Consider the following 14717-nt stretch of genomic DNA (forward strand, 5'->3'; position numbering starts at 1 on the left):
CCACCATAGGCTAGCGTCGGCGCGGAAACAAACGGTTCCCGCCGCTTGGTCGCTGAGCCCGACTTGACCGGAAGCGCCGATCTCCGCCCACAAGTTGAGCTCTTCACGACGAACGGCGACGGTCGCTCTTGCCCGCCAGTCGGAATCCCTCTATCTTTATTCGTCGAATGACGAAATAAGACATCAGGAGCGAGCCCGTGACGCAATCGCCGTCTGATCAAGCGAAATGCCTGCAATCACTGGCGACGATCGATCCCTGGCCGGCATCGGGCGAGGCGGGCGACGACGAACTCGCGCGTTACGCCAAGGCCCTCGGTCATCCGGCACGCGTGAAGGTGCTGCGAATCCTGGCGCAGCAGGAAACCTGCGTTTCTGGCCTGATCGCCGAGCAATTCGACCTGGCGCCCTCCACCGTCTCCCAGCATTTGAAGGTATTGAAGGAAGCGGGGCTGATCCGCGGGGAAGTGGACGGACCGCGGATCTGCTACTGCGTCGAACCCAACGCCCTCCGGCGTCTGAGAGCTCTGGTGGCGGCGCTGTAGGCTCCGCCTTTTATTTCGACTGACCGTTCGTAATTCGACGAAACGCGAAGGAATTCCCATGAAGTCGCTACGAGTTTACGATCCGCCGATGTGCTGCTCCACGGGCGTCTGCGGTCCGACCGTCGATCCGGCTCTGACGCGGTTTCAGTCCGATCTGGACTGGCTCTCCCGCCAGGGCGTTCGCGTCGAGCGGTTCAACCTGTCTCAGGAACCTGGCGCCTTCGCGGGCGATCCGCTCGTCAAGGCCGAACTGGCCTCAGGCGGGACGAGCGTACTTCCGTTGTCCCTCATCGACGCGAATGTGATCGCGCGGGGGACGTATCCGTCGCGGGCGGAACTGGCGAGCGCGTTCGGCCTGCAAGAGCCGGCCCCGGTCGTCGCCGAACTTCCGCTCGCCGGATCGAACTGCTGCGGCCCCGGCTGCTGTTGAGCGACGCAGCGACGCGAGCAGGCGGCGAATCTCTTCGAGGAAGTACGGACGATGTGGGCCTTCATGCAGCGACCGACGCGGTACCTCTTCTTCACCGGCAAGGGAGGCGTCGGAAAGACGTCGGTCGCCTGCTCCACGTCGGTCGCGCTCGCGGACGCCGGCAAGCGCGTGCTGCTCGTCAGCACTGACCCCGCATCAAACCTCGCGGAAGTACTGGGGGTGCAGGTCGGCGAGACCCCCATCGCGGTGCCCAGCGTTCGGGGGCTGGCGGCGATGAACGTCGATCCTGAAGACGAGGCTGCCGCTTATCGCGAACGAACCGTCGGCCCCTACCGCGGCGTCCTTCCCGACGACGCGATCCGCCACATGGAGGAACAACTCTCCGGCGGCTGCACGCTGGAGATCGCGGCCTTCGACGCGTTCACCAAGCTTCTGACCGGCGAAAGCGCGGCTGCGGACTTCGATCACGTCGTGTTCGACACGGCTCCGACCGGGCACACGCTGCGTCTGCTGCAACTGCCGTCGGCGTGGAACGAATTCATCGTCACGAATGAACGGGGCGCCAGTTGCCTCGGCCCGCTGTCGGGACTGGAAGGACAGCGCCAGCGATACGCCGCGGCCGTCGACTCGCTCAAGGACGCCAGCGCGACGACGCTGATCCTCGTGACGCGTCCCGATCGCACGGCGCTCGCCGAAGCCGAACGGACCAGCGGCGAACTCAATACGCTCGGTATCGAGAACCAGCGGCTCGTCGTGAACGGGCTCTTTCGGGCGGCGTCGCCTGACGACCCGACGGCCGCGGCGTGGGAGAAGCGGAGCGTCGACGCGCTCGCCGCCATGCCGGACGCGCTCGCGAAACTACCGCGCGACGAAGCGTTCCTCCAGGCCTACAACGTCGTCGGCGTCGAGGCGCTTCGGGCGTTCGCGGCGGGGCAGCCGCTGAGCGATGTAACTGCAGCGAGTTCGATCGACACGGACTCCGTCAGCCTGCCGCCGCTCGCGACGCTGGTCGACGAGATCGAAGCGTCGGGTCACGGCCTCGTCCTGGTGATGGGGAAGGGGGGCGTCGGCAAGACGACGGTCGCCGCTGCCGTCGCCGTGGAACTCGCCGCTCGCGGTCATGAGGTCCACCTGAGCACGACCGACCCCGCGGCCCACCTTTCGAGTTCGCTGGCCGGAGACCTGCCCCATCTGACGGTCGACCGGGTCGATCCCGTCGCGGAAACGAAGGCGTACATCGCGCACGTCATGGAGACGACGGGAAAAGATCTGGACGCCGACGGTCGGGCGCTGCTGCAGGAGGATCTCCGGTCGCCCTGCACGGAAGAGGTGGCCGTGTTCCATGCCTTCTCTCGACTCGTGCGGGAGTCCATGAAGCGCTTCGTCGTGCTCGACACGGCGCCGACGGGGCATACGCTCCTGCTGCTGGACGCGGCAGGCGGCTACCACCGCGACGTGCTGCGAACCGCCGCGCCCGACATGCGCGGACGCATGGTCACCCCGATGATGCGGCTGCAGGACCCGGAACTGACGAAGGTCCTGATCGTCACGCTGCCCGAGACGACGCCTGTCGACGAAGCCTCGCGGCTGCAAGCCGATCTGCGGCGTGCGGGGATCGAGCCGTTCGCCTGGGTCGTCAACCAGAGCCTGGCCGACGTTCCGACCAGCGATCCGATCCTGAAGAAGCGAGCCCAGTCCGAACGACCGCACGTCGATCGCGTCGTTCGAGAACTGGCGAAGCGCACCGCCTCGATCGCCTGGCAATCCGAGCCGCCCGTCGGCGGCGAGCGGCTGCGCCAGATCGTCGCGGGTTCTCTGTCCGCTGCGTAGGGATGAAGCCGTTCCGGCGTGCGGGCGGTCGCGGAGGCTTTCGGGTACTCGGGCGACGAGTTGGCCTCGATTCCCGCCGAAGCGAATATGGGACTGTCCTGCGGCAACCCGACCGCGGCGCCCGCGCGGAACGCGTCCTATACCGAAGATAAATCGATCGAAGCGCGATACCCGCGGGTCCGCGATAGGATTGGAAGGGAGGCGCGAACAGGTGACCTTGTCGCTGGGGCCGTCGCAGCTTAAACCTCCGACCGCTGCGCTACCTCGAAGGACGAGCCTCCTGACTTGGAAGAGATTTCCGCCTATCACGAAGCCGGGCACGCGCTGGTCGCGATCTCGGTCGGGGCCCGCGTCCGTTCGGTCACGATCGAGCCCGAGTGGGACGACGGACCGAGGCGTCACGCGGACATTCAGGTGGAATGGCCGAACGCGCGACGCGGTGATCGCAAGCAGAGCGAGAAGCTCGCGCTGGTCGCGTTGGCCGGACCGGTCGCGGAAATGCTGCATACCGGCGACCCGTATCATCCGGGGTTGATCGCCGAATGGGCGGATGACTGGCGACTCGCCTGGGAAGCCGCGGCCGGTCCCTATCCCGACGAGCGGGCCCGGCTGGCCTATCTCGAACGTACGACGGCCGACCTGCATCGTTGGCTGAGCCGGGACGATCGCTGGGCAGCATTGGCCGCGATCGTGGACGAACTGGTCGCGCACGAAACTCTCGAAGGCGACGAAGTCCACGAGATCGTGCGGCAGTGGCTCGGGTAGCCCGGGACCGCAACCCTCGTCAATCGATCTGCTTCGACGTGGCCGAGTCCATCGCCTCGCGGAACGACCGCTCGATCTCGTCAAAGGGATCGGTCGAGACGGGGCCGTCGCGCCACAGCCACCGCATCATCTCCGGCAGGATCGCCCCGCCGAACTTCTGTCCGTGGCCGTTCATGCCCCAGGAGTAGTTGACGTCGTATCCCTTCTCGGTGAGCGCGTCCTTCAGCCGGACGTTCTGAAGGAACCAGTCCCGGTTCGGGTCGTACTTGCCGTCTCGAATCCCCCGGTTGTCGTTCCGCCCGTCGCAGAGGAATACGCGGAGCGGCTTCGCGTCGGCTTCCCGGACCTTCTCGGGATAGACGTGGCCTCCCCGAAGGTCGACGAAGCTGCCGACGTTGGAGAGAACCTTGCGGAAATGATCGGGGCGTTCCCAGGCGACCGTGAAGGCGGCGATGGCGCCCGAACTCGATCCGCCGATGCCGCGCATCTCCGGGTCGGTGGAGATGGCGTAATCCTTCGCCAGCGCCGGCATCAGTTCCTCGGTGACGACGCGCGCGTAGCGGTCGTCGAGCGAGTTGTACTCGGTCGGGCGGTTGGTGCTCCGGTCGCCCCAATCGCTCGGGCTCGGCTCGGGCTGGTCGGGCCGGCGGCCCGGATTGATGAAGACTCCGATCATGACCGGGATCTCTCGCCGGTAGATCAGGTTGTCCATGACGTTCTGTGCCCGCATGTCGCCGTTCGGGTTCATGAAGGCCTGACCATCCTGAAAGACCATCAGCGCCGCGGGAACCTTCGGATCGTACTGCGCCGGAACGTAGACCCAGTACGTGTGCTGCGTGCCCGGGAAGACTTCGCAGGGCAGCGCGAACGGTCCGCGGATCTCGCCCTTGGGAACGCCCTCCTGCGGCAGCGAGTCGGGCCCCAGACGGTATTGGGAATCCGGACCCGGGCCCTTGGCAGGCTGACCAGCCGCAGGGACGGTCGAGAGGAGCGCCAGAGTCGCAAGTCCGAGGACGATTAGCGGTCGCATCACGTGAGGTTCCGGGGCAGGAGAGATCTTGGTCGGATCGGCGGTCTGTGCCGGACGCCGCGAGAAGTCTGTTTCGAAGAAGCGAGTTCGACGCGAAGTATGCGTCGAGACCCTTGGTCAGTCGAGGCGCGGAAACCAGCGACGCCGCCGGGGCCGGTCCCGACGTCTATCGCATCCGTTCCGCTTCGAAGCGACTGCCGCTGAGCGCCTCCTTCACGAACTTGCCCCAATAGGGCGTCGGGGTGTAGTCCCAGTCGGAGATGACGACCGGCGTCGCCTTCGGATGGAAGCTGAAGGCGGTCCAGTGCAGACCCTCCGCCTGCATCATTCCGAGCACGTCTCGCGGCCATGCGTCGGTACTGAGGTCTTCGGTTCTCGCGACTTCAGGGATGAAGTCGACGCTCTTCCAGTCGGGGGGCGTGCCGACTTCGCCGACGAAGATCGGATGCTTCTCGGCGGCGGCCAGAACCTTGCCTTTCCAGTCGCGCTTCCACGGATAGATATGGGACGAGTAGACGATCCCGCGCCCGCCCTCCCGCTCTTCCAGTGCGTAGCCGTTCACGATGCCCGACAGGTCGTAGCTCCAGTCGAGTCCGCCGGCGACGACGACGTTCCGGGCGCCGGTCGCTCGAACGGTATCGAGGAGAGCTTGCACGCCGACGCCGACCTCGCCGGTCGGAGCGCCTGCTTCGTCGGTCAGCGGACCGCCGTTCCGCCAGACTTCCCACGAAGTGCCGTGCGGCTCGTTGAACAGTTCGAACAGGACCGCCGGATGATTTCGATAGCGAACGGCGGCGTCCTGCCAGAACTCGATATGCTCCCGCTTCGGCGTGCCGAAACGATGCAGGTCCAGGATCAGATAGGCTCCGCGGCTCGCGGTCGCTTCGATCGCGGCATCGACGATCTTGCGATAGGCGGCCCCGCCGTCCTTGCCCTGATAGGGACCGCGTCCGAACCAGAAGTCGTCGCGCACCGGCAGTCGAATCGAATTAGCTTTCCATTCGTCGATCGCGAGGGGAACCGACTTCTCGATCTTTTCCCCCTTCGCGGACCACTCCAGGCTCGGGACGCAGAGTCCCTGCAGCAGCACGTTCTGCCCGTCTTCGGTCACCAGGCGGTTGCCGTCGACCTTGAGCGCCGGAGGCAACGACGCGGCGGCCTCCGGAACGATCGTTTCGGAAGCGAGCAGCGGCGGTCGCTCGGCTGCCAGACGCTCCTTGCTGGCGGCGAAGACGTGGCATTCGGCGACGTCGAGCGATCCTGAGGCCGGAGCCAGCAGCATCGGCAGGATCTCGAAGTACGCCGCGCCGTGGGGGAGGGGCGCGATGCAGGTCTTTTCGATCCACCCGTCCGACGTTCCGCGAAATGATGGGGCAGGGGGCTCGGGTTTGAGCGTCTTGCCGTCCGCGGACTTGAAGTGCGCGACGACGCGAGCGTCGTTCCACTTCTGCGCGCCGGACTGAACATCGACCGACCGGACGCGGAGCCGAACTTCCACGCCCGCAGGAGCAGGAGAGGGGAAATCGACGCGGCGGTAGAGCGTGACCGTTTCGCCAGGCTTCGAAGAGGTCAGCCGCAGGAATCGCGTCTCCCCGTCCTGTCCGAGCGTAATGCGATCGCCCCTCGGCCAACCGCTCGGCCAGCCGTCGCCGTCGAGTTCCGACAGGTCGCCGTTGGAGAGCAGCGGCTGGGGCCCCGCGGGCTCGTTCGCGGCCGCGGCGGCGTGCAGCCCCAGAAGCGCGACGAGGACGAGCAGAGACTGTTTCATGAGATTCGACTCGGCGCCGCGGAGCGACCGGGCGCAAGCGAGAGAAGGAGGGCGATCAGCGAAAAGCGTCGTGCGACGAAGCCGCGAGCGTCGGCGTGCGAACGCTCCGCGAGGGATCTACAGCTTAATTCGTTTCGATCGCCCCTCCCATGCGGCGACGCGTTAACGCGACTCTCAGCAAAAAGCGCGTTGCCCGGGGGGCGCCGGTCGCTATGGTGTCCCAGGATGAAGGGATCTTCAAGAGATCCCAGGCACGCTCAGGTCGCCGCTACTTGCTGACGAAACGATGGAACGACGAAAGGTTCTGACGGCGATCGTCGGATGCGGCGGCGCGGCGATCGCAGGGGCTGTCGGCCTCCCCGTCGCGTTGTCGGCGCTGGCGCCCGCGCTCGATCTCGATCGCGAACCGGCCTGGAGAAAGGTCGGACGGACGGACGATTTTCGCGTCGGAAGCGTCGCCAAGGGAACGGTCGAAGCCCTCCGCGGCGACTGGGCCAACTCGCTGGAGATTAAATCGGTCTACGTCTGGCGAAAATCGGCGGAAGCGTTCGTCGTCTTCTCGCGTAACTGCACCGACCTCAGTTGCCCCGTCACGTTCGACCAGGGAAGCGAATGCTTCTTCTGTCCCTGCCACGGCGGAATCTTCGCCAAGGACGGAGAGGTCATGGCCGGCCCGCCGAGTCGCCCGCTCTATCGATTCGCGAGCCGCATCCGGGAAGGAAACCTGGAGATCGACCTGCGATCGCTTCCGCCGAAGACCTGATCTGCTTCGCAACGTTCTCGAAACCTTCGCTCGATCGTCACCTTAAGCTCGCCGCAACGGAGATCTCATGGCTGGTGGCGTGCGGCATTGGCTCGTCGACCGCTTCGGACTGAAGCCTGTCTACGATCGCTTTCTCAATCGCCGCGTACCGAAGGCTCCGTGGTACGTGGGCGACGGCACGACGCTGACGGCGCTGTTCGGCATTCAACTGCTGACGGGAATCGTCCTGGCGCTGACGTACTCGCCCGCCGTCGAATCGGCGCACGCGAGCGTCGCGTACATCACCGAGCGACAGGTTCTGGGCTGGTTCGTTCGCGGCCTGCACTACTGGTCCGCCGGCCTGATGGTGGTGATGCTCTTCTACCACCTGTTTCGTCAGATCCTGTTCGCCGGCTACAAGGCGCCCCGCGAGGGAACGTGGTTCCTGGGCGTCGTCCTGTTCTTCTGCGTCCTTCTGATGGCCTACACCGGCTATCTGCTGCGGTGGGACGATCGGGCCGTTCACGCGTTCCGCGTGATGCTGCACATGGTCTCGCGCGTGCCATGGATCGGAGAAAGCCTGACGGGGCTGGTGCAGGGCGGGTCCGATATGGGACCGCGAACGTTGACGCGAGTCTACGGACTGCACGCGATCGCGCTCCCGATGCTGATGATGGGGCTGATCGCGTTCCACCTCTACCTGATCGTGCTTCGCGGCACCATCACCAAGGGCGAACGCGAGCGCCCCGTGGAATCAGGGGAAGAACAGAAAGCGATCTACGAAGAGGAGAAGCATTCCGAGAAGCGGGGAGAGACGTTCTTTCCCGTGACCATGTTCAAGACGGGGGTCATGGCGGGAACCGTGGTCTCCCTCGCGATCGCCCTGACGCTGATCGTCGGACCGAAGGCGGTGCAATCGGAGGCGGATCTCGTCGGGCCGGCCGCGCCGGCGGAGGAATGGTGGTTCTGGTGGTACAGCGGTCTGATCGCGATCCTGCCGCCGTCGATCGCTCCCTGGTTCGTCGTCCTCTTTCCTCCGCTGGTATTCCTGTTTCTCGTCTCGCTCCCGTTCATCGATCGATCTCCCTGGCGCGGCATCCGTAAGCGACCGCTCTGGGTCGCGGGCGTCGTGCTGACGGCGATCGCGCTCCTCGCCCTCTCCGACTACCGCCGGCGATCGGCCTTCACCGCGTGGCCGACGTCCGAACCTCCTGCCGTTCCGTCGGGGATCTTCTTGACCGAGAACACCGAGCGCGGACGCCATCTCTTCGCCCAATACGGCTGCAACAGTTGTCACCCGGTCTCCAGTTCGGGATCCCTGTCTACCGTGGGGCCTGACCTCGCTCAGACGGGCGGCGAACTGCCGCGCGAGCGAATCCGCGAATACATTCTCGATCCGCCGAAAGACGTTGCGATGCCGAGCTATCGCGCCCGGCTGACCGAATCGGAGTTGGACGATCTGGTCGAGTTCTGCCTGGCGGCACAGACGTTTCCTCGGAAGCTTTAGCGGCACCATCCGCCCCGACGGTCGCTTAAGGCGATGCGACGATTCACGAACGAACGCGATGCGATTCCCTTCCATCTTCTACGCCCCTTCGCCCGGTTCGACTCGATCGCGAGTCGTTCGCTGGGCGAGCGCGTGCGCGCTGTGCGCCGTCCTTCTGGGAATCGTGGCGCTCGCCGGTTGCCACGCCGACCACGATCAGTCGATGCTGCATCCGGCGGGGCCGCGATCGGCGCGGATCGCCTGGCTCTGGTGGGCGCTCTTCGCGATCTGCACCGCGACCTTCGTCGTGACCATGGGGCTGACCGCAGTCGGCATCTTCCGGCGTCCGGCAGCGGACGATCGCCGTTCTCCGCTGGGCGACCGATTCATCTTCATCAGCGGAGCTGTCGTGCCGGCGATCGTGCTGATCGGGATTCTGATCGCATCCCTCGGCGCCCAGTCCGCCGATGCGAAGCGGGACACGGACCTGGAGATCGCGGTCATCGGTCATCAGTACTGGTGGGAGGTGCGTTACCCCGACCAGGGGATCGTCACCGCGAACGAGATCTACATCCCCGTCGGGCGTCCCGTCGGATTGGAACTCTCCTCCGGCGACGTGATCCATAGCTTCTGGGTTCCGAATCTCGCCGGCAAAAAAGACATGCTGCCGGGGGAGATCAATCGGTTCTGGATTCAGGCCGACCGGCCCGGCATCTATCGCGGACAGTGCGCTGAATTCTGCGGCGTGCAGCATGCATGGATGGCGTTTCGCGTCGTCGCGCTCGAACCCGAAGCGTTCGACGCGTGGGTGACCTCTCATGCGCCGCCTCAGGAAGCGCCGGACGTCGTTGCCGAACGAGTTGAAGAAGCGGATGACGAGATCGTCGAAGATCAGGTCGCACGCGGCAGGCAAGTATTCTTCGCCGCCCATTGCGACGGATGCCATGCCATCGGCGGCACGCCTGCCGCGGGGAAGCGCGGTCCCGATCTGACCCATATCGGAAGTCGACTTACGCTCGCTGCCGGCGTACTGCCGAACGACGGGGAGAACCTCGCCGAGTGGATTCGCGTCCCGCAGGGGATCAAGCCCGGCAACCTGATGCCCCGCACGGCGCTCGCGCCGGAAGACCTCGACGCGCTCGTTCGTTACCTCCAGACGCTCAAGTAAGGGAGGATGCGGTGACGAGCGACGCGGAGACTCTGAAACGAACGAACGCCGAAGCATCAGCGCGCGAAGCGAGCGGACCGGGCGGACCCCGAAACGAAGAGCCCTCTCCCGCCTTCGTCGAGACCTGGCAGTCGCCGCCGGGCTGGGTCGGCTTCTTCTCCGAGGTGAACAATCAGCCGATCGGCAAGCGGTTCATGGCGACCGCGTTCGTGTTCTTCCTGCTCGGCGGCGTGCAGGCGCTGCTGATGCGGTTGCAGCTCGCCGTGCCGGAGAACGACTTGCTCTCGCCGCAGGTCTACAACGAGCTGTTCACGATGCACGGCTCGACGATGATGTTCCTGTTCGTCGTCCCGTTCCTGGAAGGGCTGGCGATTTATATCCTGCCGATGACGGTCGGCTCGCGGGACGTCGCGTTTCCCCGCCTGTCGGCCTACGGCTACTGGGTCTACCTCATCGGCGGGTCGATCTTCTACGCGAGCTATCTGTTCGGCGCCGTACCGGACATCGGCTGGTTCGGCTATACGCCCCTCTCGACCGATCGCTTCACCGGCGTCTCGACCGATTTCTGGCTGCTGGGGCTGAGCCTGGTGGAGGTCGCCGGTCTCACCGCGGGACTGGAGATCGTCGTCACCGTGCTGAAATTCCGCGCGCCGGGGATGACGCTCGCGCGGATGCCGCTGCTCGCCTGGACGCTGCTCGCGATGGGACTGATGATCCTGATCGCCTTCAGCGTGCTGCTTACTGCGACGCTGCTGCTGGAACTGGACCGCTCCCTCGGCACGGCCTTCTTCGACGTCACGCGCGGAGGGAACGATCTCCTGTGGCAGCACCTCTTCTGGTTCTTCGGCCACCCGGAGGTCTACATCATGTTCCTGCCGGCGACGGGCATCGTTTCGATGATCGTCCCGGTCTTCGCGAAGCGGCCCACGGTCGGATACGTCCTGATCGTCTCGGCGATCGTCCTGACCGCGTTCGTCAGCTTCGGCCTATGGGTTCATCACATGTTCGCGGCAGGTCTGCCCGACCTGTCGACGGCGTTCTTCACCGCGTCCAGCCTGATGATCGCCATCGCGAGCGGCATTCAGGTCTTCGCCTGGATCGCGACGCTCTGGGGCAGCGGGCCGTCGCTGCGCACGCCGCTGCTGTTCGTGCTCGGCTTTCTGTTTCTGTTCGTGCTCGGCGGACTCACCGGCGTGATGGTGGCGGTCGTGCCGTTCGACGTGCAGGTTCACGATACCTACTTCGTCGTCGCCCACTTCCACTACGTCCTGATCGGCGGCGTGCTGTTCCCGATCTTCGCGGGCCTGCATTACTGGTGGCCGAAGTTCACGGGCCGGATGCTTTCAGAGCGACTCGGCGTCGCGACGTTCTGGCTCACGTTCCTCGGCTTTAACGCCACCTTCTTCCCCATGCACGTGATGGGGTTCCTCGGTCTGCCCCGGCGGGTCTATACCTACCCGCGGGAACTGGAACTGGAAGGGTACAACCTGCTCGCGACGGGCGGCGCGCTGCTGATGGGTGCGGGAACGCTGGCGCTCCTGATCAACGTCTTCGTCAGTCGGAAGCGCGGAACGCCGGCGGGGGACAACCCCTGGAACGCCGACTCGCTGGAGTGGAGCATCTCGTCGCCGCCGCCGGTGTATACGTTTCTTTGCCCTCCCTCGGTCAACAGCCGGCATCCGCTGTGGGAGACGCGAACGGAAGCGAAGGAAAGCGAGGGGAGCTTCGCCGCCGCGCAGGACGCCTTGAACGGAAGACCGATCGGCTGGCGAGCGACGCTGGTGACTGACGCGATCGACGCGCGTCCTCAGGCGGTGCAACCGCTGCCGGGACCGACGCTCATTCCGCTCGTGGCGGCGGCAGCGACGTCCCTGACGGCGGTAGGCGTTTTGACCGACGGCTACATCCTCGCCGCGGCGGCGGCGCTGGTGACGGCGATAACGATCGTCCTCTGGCTGCGTCCCGACGGCGAGAGGCTTGCGATGATCCGATCGAGCGACGTCGGGCGATCGGCCGGCCTTGACCTTCTGCCGACGGGAACGCGCTCGACTGGCTGGTGGGGCGCCGTCGGTACGATCACGATCGTCGCGTCCGCCTTCGGGGCGCTCTTCTACACCTACTTTTACCTGCGACTCTTCTCGGACGAGTGGCCGCAGCAGGGCATCGCGGCACCCCCGATCCTGCTGGGAACCGTCGCTTACGGAGCGCTGCTGGTCGGCGCGGCGCTGCAGGTTCTCTCGACCCGGCTGTACTCTTCGAATCGACGACGGCTGTCGCAGCTCGCTGGAGCGGGGATCGTTCCGCTCGGCGCCTGCTTCATCGCCGCGTCCCTGTTCGATCTGACGCGTTTCGGCGCTGCGCCTTGGGCGAACGCGTACGGTTCCGTGGTTCACGTTTTGACCTGGGCCATGGTTCTGGCGACGATCGTCGGTCTGGCGTTCGCCGTCGCCTGGCAGGCACGCGTCCCCCAGAATCATGCGACCGAGCCCGAATCGCTGACGCTGCACGCCGAGATCGCCGGTCTGTGGTGGCGCTTTCTGGCGGTCGCCGGAGCGTTGACCTATCTGACGCTCTACTTCGGACCTCGAATGAGTTGAGCAGCCGGAGGGCCGCATGAACGAATACGACGACGCTCCGCGGTCGATGCCGAACGAACCTTCGCTCGCCCCCGGCAAGTTCGAGAGCGGAACGTATCGCCAGTCCCGCCGCGCCCTCCGCGACGCCGTCGTTCGCCTGCGCCTGCTGCTCGCCTTCGCCCTGTTCGGAGCGGCGATCGCCTGGGCAACGCATCTGATGCTGGCGCAGTTCGTCTCCGAATGGAGCTACTTCAGCGGGTTCTATCGAAGGTCGTTTCTCGGGCTATCGATCTCCCTCTGGATCATCGCGCTCAGCGCCGTCGCACTGACGACGCTCGCCGCGGCCTCGGTCTGGGTCGGGATGCGATTGCGCAAGCACCTGCGAAGCGACGAGGCTGAGCCATCGGTTTCAAGCGGCTCGGCGGAGTTCGTCGCGGCCGTCGGGGTCGTCTCCGGCATCGTGTTCGTGCTCACGATCCTCGCCCAATCTCTGCCGCTTCTGTTCTTCCCTGACGGCACATGACGCCGTGAACGTTTCCCTTACGAAGATTCCTTCGCCCCTGGTTCAAAGCAAGGTCGCGGCGCTCCTGGCGACGTCGCTCCTCCTTGCGCCGGCAGAGTCGCGAGCCGACGGCGGCGGCCTCGTAGGACCGGCGACGTGGATCGACTGGAGTTCCGATCCCGTCCTGGCCGCGAATCTGGCTCTGGGGGCCTGGCTCTACTTCGTCGGAGCGAGGCGTCTCCGCGAGCGGTCGGCAACCTGGAATGCAACGTCGAGCGGTCGCATCGCAGCGTTCGTCATCGCCTGGGGGACGCTGATCGTCGCGCTGCAATCGCCCCTCGACGCGATGGGGGAACAACTTGCCTCGGCCCACATGGTGCAGCACATGCTCGTCATGACGATCGCGGCGCCGGCATTCGTGCTGAGCGAACCGGGCCGCGTCTGGCGAGCCGCGTTCTCGCCGGGATTCGAGCGCGGCATCGCCCGCTGGATGGGTCGGCTCGCCTGGTGGCGCCGGGCCTCGCGAAACCCGTACTTCGCCTTCGCCCTGTACGGCGCTGCGACGTGGATCTGGCACTTGCCCTGGCTCTATCAGGCGGCGCTCGAACGGCCCGTCGTGCATGACCTGCAGCACCTGACGTTCTTCGCCGCGGCTGTTTTTTTCTGGCGAGTCTTGCTCGATCCGGTACGACAGAATCGCTTCGCTCCGTTCCTCGCCGTGGCGCTGCTGTTCGCGACGACGCTGCATACGACGCTGCTGGGCGTGGGGATGACGATCGCGCCTCAGCCTTGGTACGCCGCGTACCTCGGACGAACGGAGATGTGGGGCTGGACCGCGCTGGAAGATCAGCGCCTGGCGGGGATGATCATGTGGATGCCGGCTTGTCTCCCGTACCTGCTCGCAGCCCTCGCGCTGCTCGCCGGGGCGCTCAAGCAAGTCGAACCGCCCAAGACTCTGACCCTTTCGAGAATCCCTCGATGATCGCTTCCAGGAGAATCGACAAACCCCTCGTCGACGATTCGCCGCCGCGATCGGCCGCGCAGCCTCGTCGCGCAAGTTCTGTCGAAGCGTTCACGGCGCTTGCGATCGTCGGGACGATCGCCGCGCTCTGGACCGCCTCCCGATTCTTCATGGCGAACGAGCCGCTTCCTGCCGAGGAGCACGCTACGAGCGGCGTCGCGGGCGCGACGATTCCCCTGGGGGAGGGGCGCTTTCACGCACGCGGGAGAATCGACCGCGACGGGAAGATCAGCCTTCTGACGCTCGGCAGCGACGCCAGCCGCGTCATCGACGTGGAGAATCAGACGCTTCTCGCTGCCGCGGTCGATCGTACAGGCAGGGCGACGCCGGTCGAATTGACGCCCGATCCTCAGCCGGGCGACGGGGAGAATCGCACTTCGCGATTCGTCGGCGATCTACCGCAGGAACTCAGCGACCAGCCGCTGGAGATCGAGATCGTTCCGCTTCGCATCGGCGCCGAACGCTTTCGCGTCGCGTTCCGCTGGCCGCCCGAACTTGCCGTGCCGACGATGCCCGCGCCCGCGTCCGCGGACGAAGAGCAGGAGCTTTACCGAAAGCCGGGCGGGGCGTACACCGCCGCCGACATCGCCGCGAACGGGTCGCAACTCCCCTCGGAGAAGTTCGCCGGTTTCCGCCCCGAGCATGACCCGTCGCCGCTGCCAGGAGACGTCATCTGCCCGATCACGCGCACGAAGGCGAACCCCGCCTGTTCCTGGGTCGTCGCCGGTCGACGTTACGAATTCTGTTGTCCCCCCTGCATCGACGAATTCGTGCGCCTCGCGAAGGAACGCCCCGAAGCGATCGAACCGCCCGAGGCGTACGTCCTGCGCTGACCGGCGCATCGACGTCGACCCGCG

13 protein-coding genes are annotated in these 14717 nt (G+C 65.8%); 11 read left to right on the forward strand and 2 right to left on the reverse strand.

Going from position 1 to position 14717, the window contains the following annotated elements:
- Nucleotides 1-197 precede the first annotated feature (197 nt).
- From SH602x_RS18165 to SH602x_RS18180, 4 genes are all read left to right on the forward strand, one after another.
- On the forward strand, nucleotides 198-542 hold the full coding sequence (locus SH602x_RS18165; protein ID WP_479473665.1) for an ArsR/SmtB family transcription factor: 345 nt from the start codon (nucleotides 198-200) through the stop codon (nucleotides 540-542).
- Between the two features lie 58 nt (nucleotides 543-600).
- Entirely contained in the window at nucleotides 601-972 is a 372-nt protein-coding gene (gene arsD / locus SH602x_RS18170; protein ID WP_479473666.1) for an arsenite efflux transporter metallochaperone ArsD, read from the forward strand.
- 51 nt (nucleotides 973-1023) lie between these two features.
- Nucleotides 1024-2802: an arsenical pump-driving ATPase gene (gene arsA, locus SH602x_RS18175; RefSeq protein ID WP_479473667.1), complete on the forward strand. Its 1779-nt coding sequence runs from the start codon at nucleotides 1024-1026 to the stop codon at nucleotides 2800-2802.
- A 285-nt stretch (nucleotides 2803-3087) separates the two neighbouring features.
- Complete coding sequence (locus tag SH602x_RS18180) at nucleotides 3088-3567, forward strand: M41 family metallopeptidase (RefSeq protein ID WP_479473668.1); 480 nt, start codon at nucleotides 3088-3090, stop codon at nucleotides 3565-3567.
- A 19-nt stretch (nucleotides 3568-3586) separates the two neighbouring features.
- Here SH602x_RS18180 and SH602x_RS18185 read toward each other — a convergent pair whose 3' ends face one another.
- Together SH602x_RS18185 and SH602x_RS18190 are read right to left on the reverse strand one after the other, a co-directional pair.
- A complete protein-coding gene (locus SH602x_RS18185; protein ID WP_479477114.1) occupies nucleotides 3587-4597 on the reverse strand; it encodes an alpha/beta hydrolase in 1011 nt (336 codons plus the stop codon).
- A 166-nt stretch (nucleotides 4598-4763) separates the two neighbouring features.
- The gene (locus SH602x_RS18190; RefSeq protein WP_479473669.1) at nucleotides 4764-6365 is read right to left on the reverse strand and encodes a glycoside hydrolase family 5 protein; all 1602 of its coding nucleotides are present in this window, start codon (nucleotides 6363-6365) and stop codon (nucleotides 4764-4766) included.
- 286 nt (nucleotides 6366-6651) lie between these two features.
- Between SH602x_RS18190 and SH602x_RS18195 the strand changes: the two genes are divergently transcribed.
- From SH602x_RS18195 to SH602x_RS18225, 7 genes are all read left to right on the forward strand, one after another.
- The gene (locus SH602x_RS18195) at nucleotides 6652-7128 is read left to right on the forward strand and encodes a QcrA and Rieske domain-containing protein (RefSeq protein WP_479473670.1); all 477 of its coding nucleotides are present in this window, start codon (nucleotides 6652-6654) and stop codon (nucleotides 7126-7128) included.
- A 67-nt stretch (nucleotides 7129-7195) separates the two neighbouring features.
- Nucleotides 7196-8614, forward strand: coding sequence for a cytochrome b N-terminal domain-containing protein (locus SH602x_RS18200; RefSeq protein ID WP_479473671.1), 1419 nt, complete (start codon nucleotides 7196-7198; stop codon nucleotides 8612-8614).
- Nucleotides 8615-8672: 58 nt separating this feature from the next.
- A complete protein-coding gene (gene coxB / locus SH602x_RS18205; RefSeq protein WP_479473672.1) occupies nucleotides 8673-9761 on the forward strand; it encodes a cytochrome c oxidase subunit II in 1089 nt (362 codons plus the stop codon).
- 11 nt (nucleotides 9762-9772) lie between these two features.
- On the forward strand, nucleotides 9773-12358 hold the full coding sequence (ctaD, locus tag SH602x_RS18210; RefSeq protein ID WP_479473673.1) for a cytochrome c oxidase subunit I: 2586 nt from the start codon (nucleotides 9773-9775) through the stop codon (nucleotides 12356-12358).
- A gap of 16 nt (nucleotides 12359-12374) precedes the next feature.
- Nucleotides 12375-12860, forward strand: a complete 486-nt coding sequence (locus SH602x_RS18215; RefSeq protein WP_479473674.1) for a hypothetical protein — start codon at nucleotides 12375-12377, stop codon at nucleotides 12858-12860.
- 4 nt (nucleotides 12861-12864) lie between these two features.
- The gene (locus SH602x_RS18220) at nucleotides 12865-13821 is read left to right on the forward strand and encodes a cytochrome c oxidase assembly protein (RefSeq protein ID WP_479473675.1); all 957 of its coding nucleotides are present in this window, start codon (nucleotides 12865-12867) and stop codon (nucleotides 13819-13821) included.
- Nucleotides 13818-14693: a hypothetical protein gene (locus SH602x_RS18225; protein WP_479473676.1), complete on the forward strand. Its 876-nt coding sequence runs from the start codon at nucleotides 13818-13820 to the stop codon at nucleotides 14691-14693. Before SH602x_RS18220 ends, SH602x_RS18225 begins: the two co-directional genes overlap by 4 nt.
- Nucleotides 14694-14717: the final 24 nt, after the last annotated feature.

Source organism: Lignipirellula cremea (assembly GCF_056501455.1).